Raw genomic sequence first — 20835 nt, forward strand, 5'->3', positions numbered from 1 at the left:
CCTCTAAGTAAGTGAAGTGAAAAAATCTGCCCTAATAAAGGGGCAGATTTTTTTGCATTTTTACATTATTCGTAAACATAACAAGTGCCGCTTATAACAGTGACACATTCATAAGTATTAGAGTAAGACTTACCATTCGAATCTCTAAAGAAAACGGTAACGGTTGCTACTCCACTGCTATTGTAGCCATTCCATTGATATTGATAGCCATCATACTTGTCCCTAATAGGGATTAAATTCGAAGCGGCATCAGCAGGAATTGCAGAGAACATTAAAGCACCAGTGAAGAGAGTAGCTCCCACTATTTTTTTCATTTTTCCCTTAAACATTAAAACATCTCCCTTTTCCTTATTTTTCTATTAAACCAATGTTTAACAGATGCTTATAAGAATAGCACGTCTAGTAGGAGAAAAATGTCAAAAAATGTCTAAATAAATAAAAATTCAAAAAATATACATATTTAGTAATTATTTGTTTTTGGCATGATTGAATGTTTTTTCCTAAAAATGAATAAAGATAGACTATGCATAAAAGCGAACATGGATAAAGGGATGATTAAATTGATTAGGAGGAGAAATACATGCAAAAGCTTTGCAGGGAAGTCTGGATAGAAGTCAATCTTGATGCGATAAAAAGAAATATCGAAGCGATTCAAGCGCATATTCCAGGAAAAAGTAAGATCATGGCTGTCGTGAAGGCGAATGCTTATGGACACGGTTCAGTGGAGGTAGCGCGGCAGGCACTAGAAAGCGGTGCGACTGAGCTTGCAGTTGCTAGCTTAGAAGAAGGGATTGTATTGCGAAGAGCAAAAATTGAAGCGCCGATTTTGGTTCTTGGATTTACACCGCTCGATTGTGTGAAAAGGGCCGCAGCCTGGAGAATTGATCTCTCCGGCCTTCGAGAAGACTGGATTGCTCAAGCAAATGAGATCTTAGCGGAAGAAGAAAGCCAGCGCCGGCTTGGGATTCATGTCAATGTTGACACAGGGATGGGACGATTAGGTGTACGGACAAAGGAAGAGCTGTTAGCGGTGGTGAAGGCGCTTGAAAAGAGTGAAAACCTGAGGTGGGATGGAATATTTACGCATTTCTCCACTGCGGATGAGCCTGACCCTGATTTCACGTTGCTGCAGCACAGCATCTTCATTGATTTTCTTCGGTTTTTGAAAGAAGAAGGGATCAAACTGCCGACCGTACATATGAACAATACAGCTGCTTCGATTGCGTTTCCTGAATTTAGCGCCGATATGATCCGGCTTGGTATCGGACTTTATGGATTGTATCCCTCGCAATACATTGAAAGCTTAGACGCTGTTCAGCTAGAGCCCGCTCTCAGTTTAAAAGCAAGGATTGCGTTCGTGAAGAAAATGGTGACAAAGCCAAGAACGGTCAGCTATGGGGCAACCTATGTGGCAAAGCCTGACGAAGTCATTGCAACCATACCGATTGGTTATGCAGATGGGTACTCACGTGCTTTATCCAATCGAGGGTTTATGCTTTTCCGCGGAGAAAGAATGCCGATTGCTGGCAGAGTCACAATGGATATGACGATGATCAGCTTAGGAGAGATGAAAGCAAAGCAAGGCGAGGAAGTCGTCATTTATGGCCGTCAAAAGGGGGGAGAAATTTCTGTTGATGAAATTGCTGAAATGCTGAATACGATCAATTACGAAGTTGTCGCGACCTTAAGCCGCCGTGTTCCAAGGTTTTATCGTCGAGGCGGGAAGATTATTAAAATTTCGACGCCGGTGATGTATGTGTGAAGGTAAGGACAGCATGAAATTGCAAAAAGCCCCTTTATATGGCAAGGGGGCTTTTGAGTTTCATGTCTTATTTCGGCTTAAGCTCGATACTCTTTATCTAAAATAAGAATTGGTTTAATCGTAGATCCATTTTTAGAATCTTCAAAGGCTTGTTCAATCTCTTCTAATTCGTAGAATTTTGCTAGTTTCTCAACTGGGAATTGTCCATTTTTAAAGAACTTGACTAGTTTAGGAATGAATAGTTGAGGAACGGCATCGCCTTCTATCACACCTTTTAACGTGAGCGCATTGAGCATGAGATCATTGGTCACATTAAACGTTAAATCGCGCTTTCCTACTGCTACTGTTGCACAAGTTCCTTTGACACGCAGGCAGTGAAGGGCAGCTAGCGTGACTTCTGGTACTCCAGTTGTTTCAAATGAGTAATGTGCCCCTTTTCCTTCTGTGATTTCCTTCACTTTTTCAGCTGGGTTCTCATGTTTACTGTTGATGACATGTGTTGCACCTAATTCTTTTGCTAGCTCAAGGCGGCTATCATGGATATCAACGGCAATAATCGGATCACAGCCTGCAATTTTTGCTGCCATTAACCCACTTAAACCAACAGCACCTGTACCGAACACAACAAAGCTTGTACCTGGAGCTGGAGCAAGTGAATTTAAGACAGTACCGCTCCCAGTCATTAAGCCGCAACCGAATGGTCCTAAGTAACGTAAATCAGTTTCTTTGTCTACTTTCACCACATTTTTCTCATCAACTGTTGCATATGTACCAAATGACGATTGACCAAAAAATTGTGATACATCTTGTTGATCATGTGTATGGATAGGCGTTTCATTATGTTTATTACGACCAGAAAAATTCAGTGGAATCATGTTCTCACATCCACCAGCGTTCCCGTCAAGACAATTATGGCAATGACCGCAATAAGCGAAACCAAGTACAACGTGGTCTCCTTCTTGAACGGTTGTGACATTAGAACCTGCTTTTACGACAATGCCAGAGCCTTCATGTCCTAATAAAGCAGGACGTGGGACAGGAAGCGTGCCATCTAATACAGTGGCATCCGTATGACAAACGCCAGATGCAACGATTTTGACAAGCACTTCATCTGCTTTTGGATCATCTAGTAATAGTGTTTGTTTCTCGAAATCTTTTTCATTTGTTGTGACCATCGCTTGAATTTCCATATCATGTGCCCTCACTTTTTGTATAGTATGATATTCTGAAGAAAGGTTAGATCAAGTGTCACAAAAAATTCATTTCTTTATGACTAAGTTGATTGTAGGACGAAAGATTTTCCGTTTCAATCAGCAAAAAATCTTTTTTGTATAGGTTTTCAACACAAATGAATTTATGTATCTCTAATCAACATTTTTTAAAAAGTGTCTAAAGGAGGGGCTCATGATCAAAAAAGAGGATCGCCGTGTTGAGCGAACAAAAGAAACACTTCGTCAAACATTCAAAATACTAGTAAAAGAAAAAGGATATTCGCACGTAAAAGTGAAGGATATTGTGGAAAAGGCAAACTATAATCGGACGACGTTTTATGTGCATTATGAAAGTAAAGATGAATTAGCAGCAGATGTTATTCACCGGGAAATGGTCGATTTGGAATATGAATTTTGTAAGCCGACTCGTGAAAATCCACTGTTGGATTTGACTCGCATGAAACCAGAAGGCACTGATGTATTTCAATATATCGTTGAAAATCGCGACTATTATGATTTATTAGTGATGGAAGACCGAATTCCCCACATACAAGAAAAATTGCTTAAAAAAATACAATATATTTTCCAAAATAGAATGTCGTTTGTGAGTGATCAGTATGCAGAAATCAACGACAGTTATTTTGTCCAGTACCGTTCATACGGCATCTTTGGTTTTATCATTGAATGGATCAGAAATGACTACAATGCATCTCCCCCAGAAATGGCACGACGTATTATCAATTTATTATATATTCAATCCTCACTTATGATTCAGTTGAAAGATGAAGAAGCGATTATGAAAAGGTAATGTCAGATAAATTTGATATATGTAGAAAGATATTAATAGAAATAAGTGCATCCTGAATTTAGGATGGGGCACAATGATAAAAATTAAATTTTATTCCAAATATGTCGATAAAAGGAGGGGTATTTAAGATATGGAGGGAAATAAATGATGAAAAAAGGATTATTTTTAGTGCTTTTGGCCATTTTTATGATGGTCACAATTCATCCGCTAAATGCTCATGCAGCTGAGACAAATGGTTGGAAGAAGCGAGCGGACTTACCGGAAGAGAGACTTCATTCTAGTTCTGTAGTAGTAGATGGGAAAATTTTTGTTTTTGGGGGAAGCAGTCAAAAATCACATAGTAATAAAAATACCTACATGTATGATCCTTACAAAAATGAGTGGAGCTCAAAAGCTAATATGCCAAGAGAAAGAACAGATAGTGCGGCAGTGGCGATAGGGAAAAAAATATATGTCATTGGAGGAGCATATCAAGATAGCACAAAAACAATTGATATTTATGATGTAGAATCCGATACATGGTCAGAAACACCAATTAATATACCAAACCTAGCTGTGACAAAAGGTGATATAAGCGCGAGTGTTGTAAATGATAAGATTTATATTCTTGCAACGAATAAAAGTCCTTATCAAGAACATAATTTTTATAGTTATGATACAAAAACGGATACATGGCAACAATTGAAAATGTTTCCTCAGCAATTTACTGGTATGTCTATGTCAGAAGTTATTAACAACAAAATTTATGTCACAGGTGGAGAAAGAACAGTTAGTAATGCCAAGAATGCCCAAGTGTATGAATATAACATTGAAACAAACCAATGGGTACAAACGAAATCAAAGTTGAAGTTTTATCAACTAGGGGCAGCGTTTACAACATATCAGGGAAAATTGTTTATGGTAGGCGGTCAGTATGACGATGACAGATCCAGCCCAATATCACCATATTCACAATATTATGATGTCGATTCTAATTCTGTGAAAAAAAGTATAAGTGAATTGCCTGAAGCTAGAGTGGGATCAAGTGCTGTAACTCTTGACGGTACGATATATATCATAGGTGGGAGGAACTTTAAAGAATATTATCATTCCAAATCGGTTAAAAACGACTTCAAATCAGTAATTTCTATCTCACTAAATGGCTTACAAATTGTTGAAGATGAAACAAAGCCAGATGATGGGTCAACCGAAGAGCCAAAAGATCAGGACGGGACAAAGCCAGGTGATGGTACAACCGAAGAGCCGAAAGATCAGGACGGGACAAAACCAGGTGATGGTACAACCGAAGAGCCGAAAGATCAGGGCGGGACAAAGCCTGGGGAAGAATCAACAAAAGGTATACTTTCCATTACCATGATAAACGGACTGCAAAAGGATTATCTGCTCTCAATGAAAGAAATTAACGATTTTCTTAACTGGTATAAAGAAAGAAGCTTTGGAATCGGAATGAACTTTTATGAGATCAATGATGAACACAATAAAGGACCTTTCACAAGTAAGAAAGATTACGTGGTGTACCAAAATATCTTAATGTTTGATATCAAGCAATATTAATAAAATGAAAGCTGCTGATAATAGATTAGCAGCTTTTTGTATTTTGTATAATTGTTAAAATTAGGATGAAAATCATAAAAAAACAAGATATTTTTTTAAAAATCTGCTAAACATCCCATAACTACGTCCGATAATAGAATTGTCAGGGTTGTTAAGCCCTAGAATAAAGGACTTTTTTCAGACAAGGACGTCTGTCAGGTCCCACATACATGGAGGTAATAGGAAATGAGAATTAACCACAATATCGCAGCACTTAACACATTAAACCGTTTGTCTTCAAACAACGCTGCTAGCCAAAAGAACATGGAGAAACTTTCTTCTGGTCTTAAAATTAACCGTGCAGGAGATGACGCAGCAGGTCTTGCAATCTCTGAAAAAATGCGTGGTCAAATCCGCGGATTAGAAATGGCTTCTAAAAACGCACAAGATGGTATCTCACTTATCCAAACAGCTGAAGGTGCATTGACTGAAACTCACTCAATCCTTCAACGTGTTCGTGAACTAACTGTTCAAGCGGGTAACACTGGTACGCAAGATGCAACTACAGATCTTAAAGCGATCCAAGATGAGATCGACAACCTTTTAGATGAAGTAGATGGTATCTCTAATCGTACAGCATTCAACGGTAAAAAATTACTTGATGGTACTGCAACAGATGGATTTACTTTCCAAATCGGTGCTAACAAAACTCAACAATTAAAAGTTGATATTGCTAACATGGGTACTACAGCTGCTGGTCTTGATATGTTGAAAGCAGATTATGTTGTAACAACTGCTACAGCTGCTAATACAGATGCTCTATTAGACAAAGTAGATGCTGCAATCAATAAAGTATCTACTGAGCGTGGTAAACTTGGTGCAGTCCAAAACCGTCTAGAGCACACAATCAACAACCTTGGTGCTTCTGGTGAAAACTTAACGGCTGCTGAATCTCGTATCCGTGACGTTGACATGGCGAAAGAAATGAGTGAGTTCACTAAGAACAACATTCTTTCTCAAGCTTCTCAAGCAATGCTTGCACAAGCGAACCAACAGCCACAAAACGTACTTCAATTACTACGTTAATGAAAGGCCCCTTTATGGGGCTTTTTTTATGCTCTTTTTTCTTCGTTTTTTCTCCTTCTCCTTACTTATGATTCTTAAATCCCTCTGATAAATCATGAAAAATGACCTTTAAATTTGGCATACTCTAGCGAAACGATCATAACTAATAAGACTTTTTCCTTATTTATTCCTTTTTTGTTAAACATATTCCATTAAAGAACGATAAATGGATTGTAAGGCTTACAAAAAAATTCTAATTTAGAACTTTTGGACATGGATGTCTAATTGGTTCAAACACATGGAGGTAATAGGAAATGAGAATTAACCACAATATCGCAGCACTTAACACATTAAACCGTTTGTCTGCAAACAATGGGGCAGGACAAAAGAACATGGAGAAGCTTTCTTCTGGTCTTCGTATCAACCGTGCAGGAGATGACGCAGCTGGTCTTGCGATCTCTGAAAAAATGCGTGGACAAATCCGCGGATTAGAAATGGCATCTAAAAACGCACAAGATGGTATTTCTCTTATTCAAACCGCTGAAGGTGCATTAACTGAAACTCATGCGATTCTTCAACGTATGCGTGAATTGACAGTTCAAGCGGGTAACGTTGGTACACAGCAGACAGAAGATTTAACGGCGATTCAAGAAGAACTTACTGCTTTGGTTGATGAAATTGATGGGATTTCTCAGCGTACAGCATTTAACGGAAAGAATCTATTAGATGGTAGTGTAGAGGATGGATTCCAATTTCAAATTGGAGCGAACATTGAGCAAAATATCAACGTAAAGATCGGCAAAATGGACGCTGAAACATTGACTGTCAAAGATATTAAAGTGAATGAAGATGGTTTTGACTTTGACGTTGAAGTAGCAAAAATCGATGCTGCAATCGGTGCGGTATCTAAACAACGTTCAGCACTTGGTGCAGTCCAAAACCGTCTAGAGCACACAATCAACAACCTTGGTGCTTCTGCTGAAAACTTAACAGCTGCTGAGTCTCGTATTCGTGACGTTGATATGGCGAAAGAAATGAGTGAGTTCACAAAGAACAACATTCTTTCTCAAGCTTCTCAAGCAATGCTTGCACAAGCGAACCAACAGCCACAAAACGTACTTCAATTATTACGTTAATTAAAAGCCCCCTTTGAGGGGCTTTTTTTATGTTGATTTTAGCAACAGATGTAATTGAAAATCTGGAACAGCTTCATAGAAGAAAGCTCGATTTAATTCATCATTCTTTTGATCCCACCTATGCCACCAGTTGCGGACCTCACCAGTGGAGTCAGCTTGAATCATGTCTTGCAGCTGCTCTAGGTTGATGATTTTTCTCGGTTCTATTAAGAATGAATGCATACGATGATACGCCTCAAGGCATTTAGGTTGTTTTGTTTGAACGGCATATTGTACATAATAATTGAAAAATTCTTGTACAAATGTCAGATGGGAAATGGGGGTTCCTTTTAACTCGACGCCTTCCCATGCCATATCTGCAATTGCACAGAGCCACCAGCCAAGCTCATTGGCATGCTGCATTTGTTGTAAGGTATGCCGTTCAAAAGAAATAAGCCCATCTTCTTGTGCTTGTTTGAGCATACGCTCAAGTGTCTGTGCCTCAAGAGCGGCCTTTGTCATTCCCTGACCATGAATGGGATCTAATGTGCATAAGGCATCACCCATGACCAATAAGCCGCTTGGCCAATCTTCCATTTGTTCATAGTGGTTTCTAACACAAGCCGGAACTCTAAATCCTTTTGGTTTCGTATAGGGAATTAAATGAGTGATGGCTTCTGCTATCGAGGGATTGGTCAGCCTAGCGGTCTCTACATCAAACTGATCAGCGTCCGTTGTTGGATAATGAGAGCCGCCAGCTGCAGAGAGAAGAACCGCTGCTAAATCATGATCTACTCGTTCAAACAGTCCTGTTGGAATTTTTTTATTTGGCTGTCCAACGATGACCATTGGTTCTAGGTTCGGTGCCTCAGATGGTATTTGGTAGTATCTCGTGCTATAGCCAAGAGACACGATTAGCTCATCTGTCTGTGGCAAGGTTCGTCCTGCGCTTTTCAGCCATTTTGGCAATTTAGACATTCTTCCAGACGTATCAATGACTAAGTCCGCACTCATTTTGTTGATGATTCCAGGCTTTATCCTCCGATCTTTGACCTGTAATCCACTCACTTTAGTCGTTTCTTCTTCAAAAAGAAGAGCGATCGCTTCATGTTTTTCTAAAAATTGAACACGATCCTCACGTAACATTCTTTGCATCAGCACCCACTCTAGCATGGCACGTCGTGTGACAGCTGTTTCTTCAGTATCGGTGAGTACTAACTCGCCATCTTTTGTCATAAATCGAGATGTCTGATGCCATGTGTTGTACCCGCCCATTTCGAGTAATTCTTTTGTATAACCAGGAAATAGACGTTCCACTATTTGTTTGCCTAGTGGCAGCATTCTATGTGGATGAAAGGCTTGAGGCGTGCCAAGACGATTCTCAGGAGCGTCTGGCAATTCGTCCTTTTCAATAATCAATACTTCAAGGTAAAAACTTGATAAAACCTTTGCAGCGAGCATTCCCGTTATTCCGCCTCCGATGACGATCGCCCGCTCATACTTCATGGGTTGTGTCACAACATGCGCCTCCAGTGAATATATAAAATGGTTACATGACCATTTCATCATATGTTGATTTTTTAAGTATAGCAAATTCTCGTTTTTTTGAATATAGAAAGGAATTGGCATACTTTTTACTCGTAAATATGAAAAAAACTTCAATCATGATCATTATTTTTAAAAAATAATGATCAAATTTAAGAGGAATGACCGATAAATACATTAAGGGGGTAGAGAAGATGGATATACTACAGAGTATTGTAACAGCAGCACCTTATATGATGAAGATTTTAAGAGATGAAGTGACGATGGGGGTCATTGATCGAGAAAAATTCTTGCTGTATTTGCCATCAAAAGATGTGGATTTTCAAATACGGACAGGAGATCCCATTAAACCAGATGATCAGAATATGAAAAATGCACTTAGAGGTGAAACATCAAGTACATTTGTACCTGAATCGGTGTATGGGACGCCTTTAAATGCAATGGGATTGCCGATTTTCGATGAAAATCAACAAGTCATTGGTGCAATCGCTTTAGGTTTTCCACTTAAAAATCAAATAGAACTTGAGGCGTATATGGAGTCATTGAACGACATCATTCAAAGTATTCAAGAAAAAGTACATGTGGTGGCGGCTCATTCAGAAGAGCTCTCTGCGACAAGTGAGGAAATGACATTCCAAACACAGCAAACACTTGAAAGCTCGAAAAAAACTTCAGATATTACAAAAATGATCAAAGGTATCTCTAAACAAACGAGTTTGCTAGGATTGAATGCTTCAATTGAAGCAGCTAGGGCAGGGAAAGAGGGAGCGGGTTTTAGTGTGGTAGCGAGCGAGGTTCAAAAGCTATCAAGCGAAACCTCACGTGCAACAGAAAACATAGAAAGCTCATTGCAAGGGATTTCCTCTAATATACATACATTACTTGAGAGTATGGGCCATATGAAAGGGTCATCTTCAGAACAAGCTTTATTAGTGACGGAGTTTAGTGAAATTGTAGACAGGTTGACGACGGTTAGCAAAGAAATGAAAGAATTTATGCAAAAGGTGATGTCAACGTAAAAAACGAATCCAAAAAGGGTTCGTTTTTTTGCTGGCTCGTTATTTTCTATTTTTCTGATCAAAGCGATAATCGTATGTTTCACCTTTGACCACATTTAAAAACTCATGTCCAATTTGAACGAGCTGTGCATTTTCCCATTTGATCAGAGGATCTTTATCAGGGTACTTCCAGTAGATTGTTTTTTTGTGATGGGTGAGTTTGTTTTCAATTTCTGCTCTGACCGCATTCTCTTTTAGCTTTCCTCCGCTATGTCGATATGTGTTAATGGTATAGGTTCCATCAGGTGATGATATCGAGCGGATGAATGTTCCGTGAGATACGCCTTGAAGAGAGAAGCATTTCCAGTAAATAATTCCGGCGAAGCTAAGACATAAGATGGCAAGGATGATGGTGGTTTTCTTTTTAAACATGAATTCCTCCAGGTGTAGATCGCAATATTCTAATATATGAGAGAGAATACAAAAAGATTCATATAGTCCAAAAGTTCTATTCATTTCAATTATCGGTCATTTTTTCTCAACATTCAACAGTTAGCCCGTAAAGATAAGGAAAATTTAAGGATGCATTCAGATCGCACTGGTTATTCGAAAACACTTTACAAAAGAATTTGCGATCAGTAGACTTATGCTCATATAGAGAAATGGGGCAGATGGAATGAATCAAATCATAGATACGTATCAAAATTATGAAGAGCTTTCCGCTCATGAAAGAAAAGGGATCGACTATCAGATTCTTCATCAGCGGAAAGGGGATCAGCTTCTCGTCCTGTCACCTCATGCGGGAGGAATTGAATCTGGCGTGAGCGAGCTGGTCCATGAAGTAGCAACCGATTATTCTATGTATTTATTCGAGGGCCTTAAAGTGAAAGGCAATCATGTTCTTCATATTACGAGCACACGTTTTGATGAGCCGATTTGTCTTTCTCAAGTGCATACACATCATTATACGTTTGCACTCCACGGCTATGGAGAAACAGACGTCCTACAAACTTTAGTTGGCGGTACCGACAGGGAAAAAGCTGCTGAAACAGTGAAGTATCTCACACAAAATGGCTTCCATGCCTTACTTTTATCTGAATCGGATCAATTTGCTGGAACACATCCTCAAAATATTAATAATCAATGCCTCACAGGAAAAAGTGTTCAAATTGAAATTAGCCAAGCTCAGAGAAGAGCTTTCTTTCAAGACTTTAGGCGGAGCCGTAGGCGTGATACACAAACCGAACAATTTTATCAATACACAAATGTACTGAAACAAGTGTTAAGCCTTTATGAATAAACTTCTGACGTCACGTGTGCAGACGCTTTTGTTTGATACGCAGCTTCATTTTCTGCGACCTTGCCTGCTCTCATTAAATAAGAAGTGAATTCTTTTTGAAATTGAATGCCGGCTCTTCGCTGTTCAAATAGAGCAAGCCGTTTTTCAGCAAAATCCCGAGTGACATGAAATGTTTGAGCAATATGCAAAATGGCTTGCTGCCTAAGGTTTGGGAGCGTCATTTGCAGCAGCATAAAAGTCGGAACACAAAAGTGATACATGAATTGTTTTGCTTGAAACTCTTGCAGTTCTCGAAAGAGCTTGTGCATGTTAAAGTGGTTGCCTGTATGCTTTAGCACATGACAAAGCTCGTGGGCGAAATCCTGCCACTGTTCTTCTGACGATAAGGCTCTGTTTAAAATAATACTGTAAAGACCTTGATGTTTGATCATCATGCTGCCAGTATCCTCGTAGTGTACCCATACATGAAATTCAGCTGCGATCCTATGCATGTCTACATAGGCAGGACCGCTTATTTGCAGTTGAGTGTATAACCGTTTAATATCTTCTTCTAAATGGGTTAAAAAATAAGTCATGTCAAAACCTCCATACAAACGTATGTTCTATTTTTGCCGTAAAAGAAAAGTCCATATAGGACTAAATGGCTAATAAAGCTATCGCTTACTTTTTATATCGGCTTGTTTTTAACAATTTTAACATAAAATCAAAGAAAATTGGAAGTTTTTCCTGTTTTTTATTCTAATTTTTTATTTTTTACAAAGATAAAACGGCGATTGAATTCAAATTTTACCATAGTCTTATGACGAAAACAAACAAATTTGTCTTACGTTTGCCACCGATTGATGAGCAAGATCAAACATCAATTTAACAAAAAGGAGTGCAAAACATGGTACAAATTTATCAAGATTTTATTCCAGTTGGAAACGGAAATCGGCCAGGATATGCTATGAAGCCGCTTTATGTAACTGTGCATAACACAGCCAATACATCTAAGGGAGCTGACGCAAAAAGTCACGCGGCATATGTCAAACGCTCAACAACAGAGGTAAGCTGGCACTTTACAGTGGATGACAAGGAGATTTTTCAGCATCTCCCTTTAAATGAAAATGGATGGCATGCTGGGGATGGACATGGAGATGGCAACCGAAAATCGATTGGCATTGAAATTTGTGAAAATGAGGATGGAAACTTTCAACAAGCTGTCAAACATGCCCAGTGGCTTATTCAAAAGCTTTTAAAAGAACATGGCATTCCATTAGCAAATGTGGTGACGCATCAGCATTGGTCAGGAAAAACATGTCCACGTCTGCTGCTAGCTACATGGGATGAATTTAAAAGAGGAATTGAGACTGCAGGTGATCCGGAAACAGTTATCACATATGTGGTGAAAAGCGGGGATACGCTAACGAGTATTGCCAAAGCCCATGGTGTCACAGTGAGTGATTTACAGACATGGAATCAGATTAGTGACCCGAACATGATTCGAGTTGGACAAGTTCTCAAGATTTATCATGCAGAAGAAAAGCTCAGTTATGAACTGCCGGATGGGGTGTTAAAGGTGACATCACCTCTGACAAAAGGGGAGCATGTACGTCTCGTCCAAAAAGCGCTTGCTGCTGTGTATTTTTATCCTGACAAAACAGCTGTAGATAAGGGCATTGATGGCGTTTATGGGGAAAAAACAGCCAATGCCGTCGCGCGATTTCAACTGATGAATGGTCTAACAAGTGATGGAGTATACGGTCCTAAAACAAAAGTGAAGTTGCTTCAACTATTAAATCAGTGAGTCTTTCTTTTTGGCCGCTTGAATGACGGCTTCACTTTTTTCGTGTAATCGGCAGACATAAGGGGATGGCTTAAATTCAGCAAACTGAACATACCTCAATTGTTTAAGTTTCTTTTTCATATTGGCACCTCAATCGTTGCAGCAGTTGGTTTTATTGTATGCAAGTAGATGTGAAAACGGAAGTAGGACGCGGATGAAGTTCCGCGTCCTTTAGTGTAATCAAGCTTTTTTATTTTTATACTCATCTAGGAGCTGTTCATTCTTTTTGAAAATACGCTCCGTATGGGGACTTACTTTGTAATCAGCCATACTAATATGGCGCTTTTTCTTTAAAATCTTAAATGGGTTTTTCTTGCGATTGTTATTATCCCCTTGAAGTGCGTGTTCCATCTTCATCACCTTCCTCTTCGTCAGGCAAGATTAGGTCATAAATCGTTGTAAGTGAAGTCATTAATAAATAGTCGAATTCAGTGACAATTTCCTCAGAGGTCAGCTTAATCACAAAGTGTGCATCCGCTACTGAAAACGGGATGAGAACCAATTTGCCGAAATCATCGTAATACACTTCCTGCCTGTCAAGCTTTGCTTGAATGAGCGCTCTCTGATCAAGTGTCCGCAGCAGGTCATCTTTTTGCTCCTGCGTATCATAAGGACAAAGAACTGCTTGAATATTCATTTTTTCTGCAAAAGAATAGATCAGTCGTTCAATTCCCTCTATATATGCTTCTATACTTCCATAATATACATGGATCGGTTCGTTTTTCAATAGGTATTGGTACGTTTTTAGTTTATTGAGGTAAGAATGAAGCAGGTCGTTATTTTGTTCTAGGAGTTGATGGGTGTCGGTTTCAAGTTCATGATTTCCGAGTTTTTTTATATAGGAGCTGAGGAAAATAAAGGCATCAGTTAATGCGAAAAAAACAGCAATAATCAGGTAGTGCATCCAATTGGTGAAGATTGAAGCAGGATCATTTGTCCAGTACACAACAGCACCCGCTACATAAATCCAATACCACGTTTTACGAATCGCAAACATCTTTTCTTTTACTTTTTGTTCAAAGCGCCATACCGCAAATACATATACAGCAAGAGCACCTAGCAATAACCAAACAGTCAATTGAAAAAATAATAGCATGTTCTTCTCTCCCATAGACAGATGGATACTTATTTATTTCTATGGATATGATTGGAAACCCTGCTTCATGAAAAAATGGCTTGCAGAAAAAGAGCATTTGAGGATGCAAACAAATAAAAAAAGACCTGTTAGACAGGTCTTTGAAATTAAAGAATCGCATTTAACACAAAGTATATAAGTGCCCCTAGAGTTCCCGAAATCGGTAATGTGATCACCCAAGTGACAAGCATACGTTTTGCCGTACCCCAGTTGACTCCTTTTACTCTATGTGCAGATCCTACACCTAGAATAGAAGATGAGATCACGTGAGTGGTACTAACCGGTAAGTGAATAAATGTTGCACCGAAGATAATAGCTGCACCCGTTAAGTCTGCAGATACTCCGTTTACTGGACGAATCTTCATGATTTTACCGCCGACTGTTTTAATAATCTTCCAGCCGCCAATAGACGTACCTAGTCCCATTGCAAGCGCACAAGAGAATTGTACCCAGAAAGGAATGTCGTCTGTTGTATGCAAATTACCTGCAATTAAAGCCATCGTAATAATTCCCATCGCTTTTTGCGCATCGTTTGTTCCGTGGGTATACGATTGCAGTGCAGCCGTTAAAATTTGAACACGTCGGAATTGTTTATTTGTTTTTGCGAGATTGTTGTTTCGGAATATAATTTTGATAATGGTATACACGATATATCCCAAAACAAAAGCCAGGATAGGTGAAAGCAATAGTGCTTGAATGATTTTAATGAATCCCGAATAGTTTAAAGCGCCAAAACCAGCAGAGGCAATAACAGCTCCTGCAATTGACCCGATCAGTGCGTGTGAAGAACTACTCGGAATCCCGTAATACCAAGTAAGCAAGTTCCAAGTAATGGCTGCAATTAAAGCAGCCAAAATGACGACAGATCCGTTTTGAAGTGTAAAAGGATCTGCGATGTCTTTTGTAATGGACTTTGCCACACCTGTAAATGTCATTGCTCCTAAGAAGTTCATAAACGCTGCCATAATAATAGCATGTCTTGGCTTTAACGCCTTTGTTGAAACTGAAGTAGCAATGGCATTTGCTGTATCGTGGAATCCGTTAATGAAATCAAAAGCAAGTGCACAAATGACAATAAGTATGGTAAGGATGAGTAATGTATCCATGTTTAACTAACCCCGTTACGCATTCTTCATAATGATTGTTTCTAGATTGTTGGCAACACTTTGACAGGAATCTGCGATTTCTTCAAGTGTTTCGTAAATTTCTTTGTATTGAATGACCTTAATTGGATCTGTTTCTTTTCCAAACAAGTTCTTTAGTGATTTGCGGTGAAGATTGTCACAATTATGCTCAATCTCTTTAATTTTGATTGCGTGCGGATGAATATCTTTCAAGCGATTATCAGCCAGTAATTCAATAGTCGTTAAAATTTCTTTCGCACATTCTCTGATGTAGTGGCTGAATTTGTCGATATGTTCGTCAGAGCTTGTAATTGAATAAATTTCTAAAGTTGCAGAAAAATGCTCAATGCCGTCTAAAACATCGTCGAGGCTATTCGTCAATTGAAGAATGTCTTCACGTTCAATCGGTGTAATAAAGGCTTTGTTCAGCTCTTTAATCATGGTATGAACATGATTATCACCTTTTGTCTCATATTCCTTCAATGTGTCAGAAAATTCTTTCAGAGTGGTTTGATTTGTTACTTTATAGCTAACAAAATACTCAGCAGTTTCATCTAAATTTTTAGCAATTTCCGTTAACAAGACGGAAAACTTGTCTTTTTTCCTTTTTAACATGTAAAAACCCTCCATTGTATAAATGAGACAATGCACACATCAAATAATTATATATTCTTTTGTCGAAAAAAAACAGGTGTAGTCGAAAATTTCTTCACTTTTTCTATTTGATCTTATTCTGACCTAAAGATGTGATCTCAACTCACCTTTTTCAGAAAGGGGAAAAGAAAGCAAAAAAGCGGACCATTTTTGGCACCGCTTAAAAGTTAAGAAGCTGAATAAACAAGCTTAAATCGCTCACAAACAAGAAACATATCTTCCTTAAATGTTAATCCGTACGGCTTAAGGGCTTCTGTGAAAAATTCTTCATGTTCTTTGTACCAATAGTCATATGAAAGATCGCCTTCACCTTCTGCTTTTGCAAATGATTCAGGAACCTCATTCATTGGCATGATATCTACTTGCGTGATCTCTATGATGGCTTTTGGTTCCTCCTGGCTATCCAAAATGACCGCATATTGACCGGGTTTTGGAAGAGGCTCTTGTTCTTTTTCGTAAAAAAGGTATCCAGAACAAGTGGCTGTTTTTTTTCCTTGTTGTACAAGGTCAAGCAAGTGATCTGGATTTGCGCCAAATGCCCAAGCAGAAACAGAGGCGTGATCAGGAGTTTTTTCTGATTTTTCTTCCCAATAAGATTCCCAAAATAAAGTGCTTTTGTGGTTCATTCTTTTTCCCCCTTTGTTATGAGTTTATTATATCGTGAAGTTTCAAACTTGGAAAACATATGTCTTTATTACTACGAGATGTGCATGTCATATGTTTTGAAAACATGCGTTTTGTTTGGCAGATATAGGATGATAGAATGAAAAATTTTGAAATTTTAGAATAATCTATTGTATTCTGGTCAAGAAGTCGGTAAGGTCAAAGTAAGAATATGGAAGGGGTGTTGTTCATGAAACGCATTTCTCTAACTGTTTTGTCCATATGTCTGTTTGTTTTCTCGTTTTTCCTGCCGGTCAGCCAAGTCACTGCAAACGAAACTCATGGGAATAAAGTAGCTGTTGGCAAAGATGGTATGGTGGCTACTGCACATCCGCTTGCATCGGAGATTGGTGCTGACGTATTGAAAAAAGGTGGGAACGCAGTGGATGCTGCTGTTGCCATTCAGTACGCACTTAACGTAACAGAGCCAATGATGTCTGGAATTGGCGGTGGCGGATTTATGATGGTTTATGATGGGAAGACAAAGGAAACATCCATCATCAATAGCAGAGAGCGAGCACCACAGGGCGCAACACCTGACATGTTTTTAACAGATGATGGGAAAGTGATTCCGTTTGCTGAGCGATCTACACATGGAAATGCGGTAGGTGTTCCAGGGACTGTAAAAGGTCTTGAAGCTGCATTAGATAAGTGGGGTACTCGTTCTATGAAGGAATTGATTGAGCCCTCCATTCAACTTGCAGAAGATGGTTTTGAAATTGATTCTGTCTTGGCAAAAGCGATTGATGATCACCAAGGAAAATTGAAAAACACGGCCGCAGCGCCAATTTTTCTTCCAAATGATCAGCCGCTCGAAGAAGGAGATCTGCTTGTCCAGCCAGGTCTTGCAAAAACATTTAAACTCATTGCGAAAAAAGGAAGCAAAGCGTTTTATGAAGGAAAAGTAGCAAAGGCACTTGCAAATACAGTTCAAGATTTTGGCGGGACGATGACTTCAAAAGATATCAAACGTTATGAAGTCAAGACTGACAAGCCAATCTGGGGAGACTATAAAGGATATCAGCTTGCAAGCATGCCTCCACCAAGCTCAGGCGGGGTGTTTATGCTACAAATTCTCAAAATACTTGACCATTTTAGCCTGTCTCAGTATGACCCCAAATCATTCGAAAAATATCAGCTGCTTGCTGAAACAATGCACCTCTCCTATGCTGACAGAGCCGCATATGCCGGCGACCCCGAATTCGTAGATGTTCCACTAAAAGGACTACTAGACGATGATTACATTTCAGAAAGAGCCTCTCTCATTCAATTAGATCAAATGAATCGCAGCCCGAAAGAAGGAGATCCTTGGGCATATGAGGATGAGAAAAATCCATCCCCAATTGTTCCTCAGCCAGAAGATAAAACCATTGGTGAGACGACCCATTTTACTGTTGCAGATCAGTGGGGAAATGTTGTGTCATTTACAACAACCATTGAACAATTATTTGGTACAGGGATTCTTGTTCCAGAGTATGGATTTTTCTTAAATAATGAACTGACAGATTTTGATGCAAGACCTGGCGGGGCAAATGAAGTCCAGCCCAATAAACGTCCGTTATCAAGTATGACTCCGACGATCATTTTTAAAGATGGAGAGCCTGTCATGACTGTTGGGTCTCCTGGTGGAACGACGATCATTGCTTCTGTTTCACAGACGATTCTCAATTTACTTGAATATGACATGGAGCTTCAGGATGCGGTAGAAGAGCCAAGAATCTACACAAACAGCTTAACTTCGTATCGTTATGAAGTAGGTGTCCCTCTAGATGTAAGAACAAAGTTAAATGATATGGGTCACCAGTTTGGCAGTTCCCCTATTGATATAGGGAATGTGCAAGCTTTACTGATTGATCGAAAAGCAGGGACATTTACTGGAGTAGCTGATTCAACGAGAAATGGAACTGCTGTTGGTGTCAATCTAAAGGTAGCTGCAGATCAATAGCATTTCCCGGGAAAAGAAGCGCCTCATCAAGACGGCGTTTCTTTTTTTCATTATAATAAAAACATAGTTGACACCTGTGAATAGTTTGAATAATATATAGACTAACATCAATCATACATAGCTGATCGGACAACCGAAGGCTCTTGGCATTGACGTACTGAACTTTTTTGTACTTCAATCGCTGAGAGCCTTTTTTGCGTATTGAACTGAAAACGGCAAGGTTGGTGTCACTATTCAATGTGAAAGGGAGCGGATAACATGAAAAAATGGATATGGATTTCTATTGCGATGACACTTTTCTTCATCATCACAAGTGCTGCATGCTCAAATGCGAATGAAGCCTCAAATCAAAAGGGAAAGGTTGAGCTGTTGAATGTGTCATACGATCCTACTCGTGAATTGTATCAGGAATACAATCAAGCCTTTCAGACTTATTGGAAAGACAAAACCGGTGAAGATGTGACAATACAGCAGTCTCATGGAGGGTCAGGTAAGCAGGGGAGATCGATTATTGATGGACTCGAAGCAGACGTGGCTACACTTGCTCTTGGGTACGACATTGATGCCATTGCAGATCGAGGGCTACTTTCAAAGGATTGGCAAAAAGAATTTCCAAATCAGTCCACACCTTATACGTCTACTATTGTGTTTCTTGTGAAGAAAGGAAACCCCAAAAAAATTAAAGACTGGGATGACTTGATTCAGCCAGGTGTATCTATCATCACACCAAATCCAAAAACGTCAGGTGGTGCAAGATGGAATTATTTAGCCGCATGGGCATATGCCGATAAAACCTTTCATGGGGATGAAGAAAAAACGAAGGATTTTGTGAAAAAGTTATATGAGCATGTCGAGGTGCTCGATTCAGGTGCTCGTGGCGCCACAACAACTTTTGTCGAGCGCGGTCTTGGTGACGTGTTAATTGCTTGGGAAAATGAAGCCTATTTGACACTGCATGAATTAGGAAAAGACAAATTTGAGATTGTCAGTCCCTCCATTAGTATTTTAGCAGAGCCGCCCGTTGCCGTTGTCGACCAAAATGTGAAACGAAAAGGAACAGAGAAAGTGGCAAAGGCTTATTTAGATTATTTGTATTCTAAAAAAGGACAGGAAATTGCGGCGAAAAACTATTATCGACCAAGAAATCAAGAAGTGCTAAACAAATATAAAGATCAATTTAAAGAGATTGATATGGTGACCATTGATCAGGCATTTGGCGGATGGCGAAAGGCGCAGAAAAGATTTTTTGATGATGGCGGATTATTTGATCAAATATATAGCGGACAAAAATAGGGGGCGACGTGATGAAGAAAGGCTATGCTGCCGCCAATAAAAGAAAACGTGTACTGCCTGGATTCGGGCTGAGTCTCGGAGTGACACTTGTTTATGTCAGTGCGATTGTCGTGATTCCTTTATCTATGGTATTTATTTGGACGGCTTCATTAGGAGCAGAAGGAATTTGGAATGTCTTTAGTGATGCGAGGGTGCTAAAGTCGCTGCAGCTTACGGTTACGACTTCTTTTGCAGCTGCACTCATCAATGCAGGTTTCGGTGTACTGATCGCATGGGTTCTCACGCGGTACTCGTTTCCAGGAAAGAACATCCTGGATGCCCTCATCGATTTGCCGTTTGCTCTTCCAACGGCAGTGGCTGGCATCGCTTTGACGACTCTATATTCTCCGAATGGGTGGATTGGGCAATTTTTGCATGTGAAGGTGGCATACACCCCGCTCGGTATTATTTTGGCACTGATTTTTATTGGCGTTCCATTTGTCATAAGAACGGTTCAACCGGTCATTGAGGGGCTTGAGCAGGAAGTGGAAGAGGCCGCAGCTATTCTTGGTGCTACAAGAAAACAGACCTTTTTTCATGTACTGCTGCCTGCCTTGTTTCCAGCGGTGCTGACTGGATTTTCTCTTGCATTTGCAAGAGCACTCGGTGAATATGGCTCCGTTGTGTTTATAGCGGGAAATATTCCGTTTAAAACAGAGATTACACCACTGATGATCATGTCTAAGCTTGAGCAGTATGATTATCAAGGTGCCGCAGCCATTGCCTGTTTCATGCTGCTCTTATCATTTGTCATTTTGTTATTGATTCACGGATTGCAGTGGTTTGTCGAGCGGAAAAAACAAGTGGAAGTGAGGTGAGA

Annotated in this window: 22 protein-coding genes; 11 read left to right on the top strand and 11 right to left on the bottom strand. The window is 39.5% G+C overall.

From position 1 onward, the window contains the following. Nucleotides 1-65: 65 nt before the first annotated feature. The gene (locus tag MKY11_RS05950; protein ID WP_024720168.1) at nucleotides 66-329 is read right to left on the bottom strand and encodes a hypothetical protein; all 264 of its coding nucleotides are present in this window, start codon (nucleotides 327-329) and stop codon (nucleotides 66-68) included. A gap of 251 nt (nucleotides 330-580) precedes the next feature. Here MKY11_RS05950 and alr point away from each other — a divergent pair, with 251 nt between their 5' ends. Beyond that, complete coding sequence (alr, locus tag MKY11_RS05955; RefSeq protein ID WP_342501941.1) at nucleotides 581-1762, top strand: alanine racemase; 1182 nt, start codon at nucleotides 581-583, stop codon at nucleotides 1760-1762. 77 nt (nucleotides 1763-1839) lie between these two features. Here the strand turns inward: alr and MKY11_RS05960 are convergent, their stop codons facing one another. Next, nucleotides 1840-2952, bottom strand: coding sequence for an NAD(P)-dependent alcohol dehydrogenase (locus tag MKY11_RS05960; RefSeq protein WP_335352711.1), 1113 nt, complete (start codon nucleotides 2950-2952; stop codon nucleotides 1840-1842). A gap of 214 nt (nucleotides 2953-3166) precedes the next feature. On the opposite strand from MKY11_RS05960, the gene MKY11_RS05965 reads away from it, so the two are divergent. The 4 genes from MKY11_RS05965 to hag (MKY11_RS05980) all read left to right on the top strand — a co-directional run bounded on the left by MKY11_RS05965 (nucleotide 3167) and on the right by hag (MKY11_RS05980) (nucleotide 7515). Beyond that, nucleotides 3167-3781, top strand: a complete 615-nt coding sequence (locus tag MKY11_RS05965; protein ID WP_342501942.1) for a TetR/AcrR family transcriptional regulator — start codon at nucleotides 3167-3169, stop codon at nucleotides 3779-3781. A 144-nt stretch (nucleotides 3782-3925) separates the two neighbouring features. Next, the gene (locus tag MKY11_RS05970; protein WP_342501943.1) at nucleotides 3926-5335 is read left to right on the top strand and encodes a kelch repeat-containing protein; all 1410 of its coding nucleotides are present in this window, start codon (nucleotides 3926-3928) and stop codon (nucleotides 5333-5335) included. A 225-nt stretch (nucleotides 5336-5560) separates the two neighbouring features. Then, entirely contained in the window at nucleotides 5561-6400 is an 840-nt protein-coding gene (gene hag, locus MKY11_RS05975) for a flagellin Hag (RefSeq protein WP_274660949.1), read from the top strand. 293 nt (nucleotides 6401-6693) lie between these two features. Beyond that, complete coding sequence (gene hag, locus MKY11_RS05980; RefSeq protein WP_025207195.1) at nucleotides 6694-7515, top strand: flagellin Hag; 822 nt, start codon at nucleotides 6694-6696, stop codon at nucleotides 7513-7515. Between the two features lie 27 nt (nucleotides 7516-7542). On the opposite strand, the gene MKY11_RS05985 is transcribed toward hag (MKY11_RS05980), so the two are convergent. Further along, a complete protein-coding gene (locus tag MKY11_RS05985; RefSeq protein ID WP_342501944.1) occupies nucleotides 7543-9012 on the bottom strand; it encodes an FAD-dependent monooxygenase in 1470 nt (489 codons plus the stop codon). A gap of 221 nt (nucleotides 9013-9233) precedes the next feature. Between MKY11_RS05985 and MKY11_RS05990 the strand changes: the two genes are divergently transcribed. Next, on the top strand, nucleotides 9234-10058 hold the full coding sequence (locus MKY11_RS05990; protein WP_274660947.1) for a methyl-accepting chemotaxis protein: 825 nt from the start codon (nucleotides 9234-9236) through the stop codon (nucleotides 10056-10058). A 39-nt stretch (nucleotides 10059-10097) separates the two neighbouring features. Here the strand turns inward: MKY11_RS05990 and MKY11_RS05995 are convergent, their stop codons facing one another. Further along, nucleotides 10098-10469, bottom strand: a complete 372-nt coding sequence (locus MKY11_RS05995) for a DUF5412 domain-containing protein (protein WP_017359605.1) — start codon at nucleotides 10467-10469, stop codon at nucleotides 10098-10100. A gap of 244 nt (nucleotides 10470-10713) precedes the next feature. On the opposite strand from MKY11_RS05995, the gene MKY11_RS06000 reads away from it, so the two are divergent. Continuing rightward, nucleotides 10714-11337, top strand: coding sequence for a poly-gamma-glutamate hydrolase family protein (locus tag MKY11_RS06000; protein ID WP_024719586.1), 624 nt, complete (start codon nucleotides 10714-10716; stop codon nucleotides 11335-11337). Here MKY11_RS06000 and MKY11_RS06005 read toward each other — a convergent pair. After that, nucleotides 11328-11912 (bottom strand): ImmA/IrrE family metallo-endopeptidase, encoded by a 585-nt coding sequence (locus MKY11_RS06005; protein ID WP_041507425.1) that lies wholly within the window; start codon nucleotides 11910-11912, stop codon nucleotides 11328-11330. The two genes, MKY11_RS06000 and MKY11_RS06005, sit on opposite strands and share 10 nt — an antisense overlap. A 311-nt stretch (nucleotides 11913-12223) precedes the next feature. On the opposite strand from MKY11_RS06005, the gene MKY11_RS06010 reads away from it, so the two are divergent. After that, complete coding sequence (locus tag MKY11_RS06010; protein ID WP_342501945.1) at nucleotides 12224-13123, top strand: N-acetylmuramoyl-L-alanine amidase; 900 nt, start codon at nucleotides 12224-12226, stop codon at nucleotides 13121-13123. On the opposite strand, the gene MKY11_RS06015 is transcribed toward MKY11_RS06010, so the two are convergent. The 6 genes from MKY11_RS06015 to MKY11_RS06040 form a co-directional block, all read right to left on the bottom strand. Beyond that, nucleotides 13112-13243, bottom strand: coding sequence for a hypothetical protein (locus tag MKY11_RS06015; protein WP_255290884.1), 132 nt, complete (start codon nucleotides 13241-13243; stop codon nucleotides 13112-13114). The genes MKY11_RS06010 and MKY11_RS06015 overlap by 12 nt on opposite strands. A gap of 99 nt (nucleotides 13244-13342) precedes the next feature. After that, a complete protein-coding gene (locus tag MKY11_RS06020) occupies nucleotides 13343-13519 on the bottom strand; it encodes a type II toxin-antitoxin system SpoIISB family antitoxin (protein WP_008346289.1) in 177 nt (58 codons plus the stop codon). Continuing rightward, nucleotides 13488-14258, bottom strand: a complete 771-nt coding sequence (locus tag MKY11_RS06025; RefSeq protein ID WP_342501946.1) for a type II toxin-antitoxin system SpoIISA family toxin — start codon at nucleotides 14256-14258, stop codon at nucleotides 13488-13490. Before MKY11_RS06025 ends, MKY11_RS06020 begins: the two co-directional genes overlap by 32 nt. 146 nt (nucleotides 14259-14404) lie before the next feature. Beyond that, nucleotides 14405-15403, bottom strand: a complete 999-nt coding sequence (locus MKY11_RS06030) for an inorganic phosphate transporter (RefSeq protein ID WP_017359158.1) — start codon at nucleotides 15401-15403, stop codon at nucleotides 14405-14407. Nucleotides 15404-15418: 15 nt separating this feature from the next. Beyond that, nucleotides 15419-16036 carry a DUF47 domain-containing protein gene (locus MKY11_RS06035; RefSeq protein WP_017359157.1) on the bottom strand — a complete coding sequence of 206 codons (618 nt, stop codon included), beginning with the start codon at nucleotides 16034-16036 and terminating at the stop codon, nucleotides 15419-15421. A 206-nt stretch (nucleotides 16037-16242) separates the two neighbouring features. Next, nucleotides 16243-16701 (bottom strand): ASCH domain-containing protein, encoded by a 459-nt coding sequence (locus MKY11_RS06040; RefSeq protein ID WP_342501947.1) that lies wholly within the window; start codon nucleotides 16699-16701, stop codon nucleotides 16243-16245. Nucleotides 16702-16928: 227 nt separating this feature from the next. Here MKY11_RS06040 and ggt point away from each other — a divergent pair, with 227 nt between their 5' ends. From ggt to cysT, 3 genes are all read left to right on the top strand, one after another. Then, on the top strand, nucleotides 16929-18683 hold the full coding sequence (ggt, locus tag MKY11_RS06045; protein WP_342501948.1) for a gamma-glutamyltransferase: 1755 nt from the start codon (nucleotides 16929-16931) through the stop codon (nucleotides 18681-18683). A 258-nt stretch (nucleotides 18684-18941) separates the two neighbouring features. Further along, entirely contained in the window at nucleotides 18942-19976 is a 1035-nt protein-coding gene (locus MKY11_RS06050) for a sulfate ABC transporter substrate-binding protein (protein WP_342501949.1), read from the top strand. Between the two features lie 11 nt (nucleotides 19977-19987). Continuing rightward, complete coding sequence (cysT, locus tag MKY11_RS06055; protein ID WP_024719596.1) at nucleotides 19988-20833, top strand: sulfate ABC transporter permease subunit CysT; 846 nt, start codon at nucleotides 19988-19990, stop codon at nucleotides 20831-20833. The last annotated feature ends 2 nt before the right edge of the window (nucleotides 20834-20835 follow it).

Source organism: Bacillus sp. FSL W7-1085 (assembly GCF_038595035.1).
Lineage (GTDB): Bacteria > Bacillota > Bacilli > Bacillales > Bacillaceae > Bacillus > Bacillus altitudinis.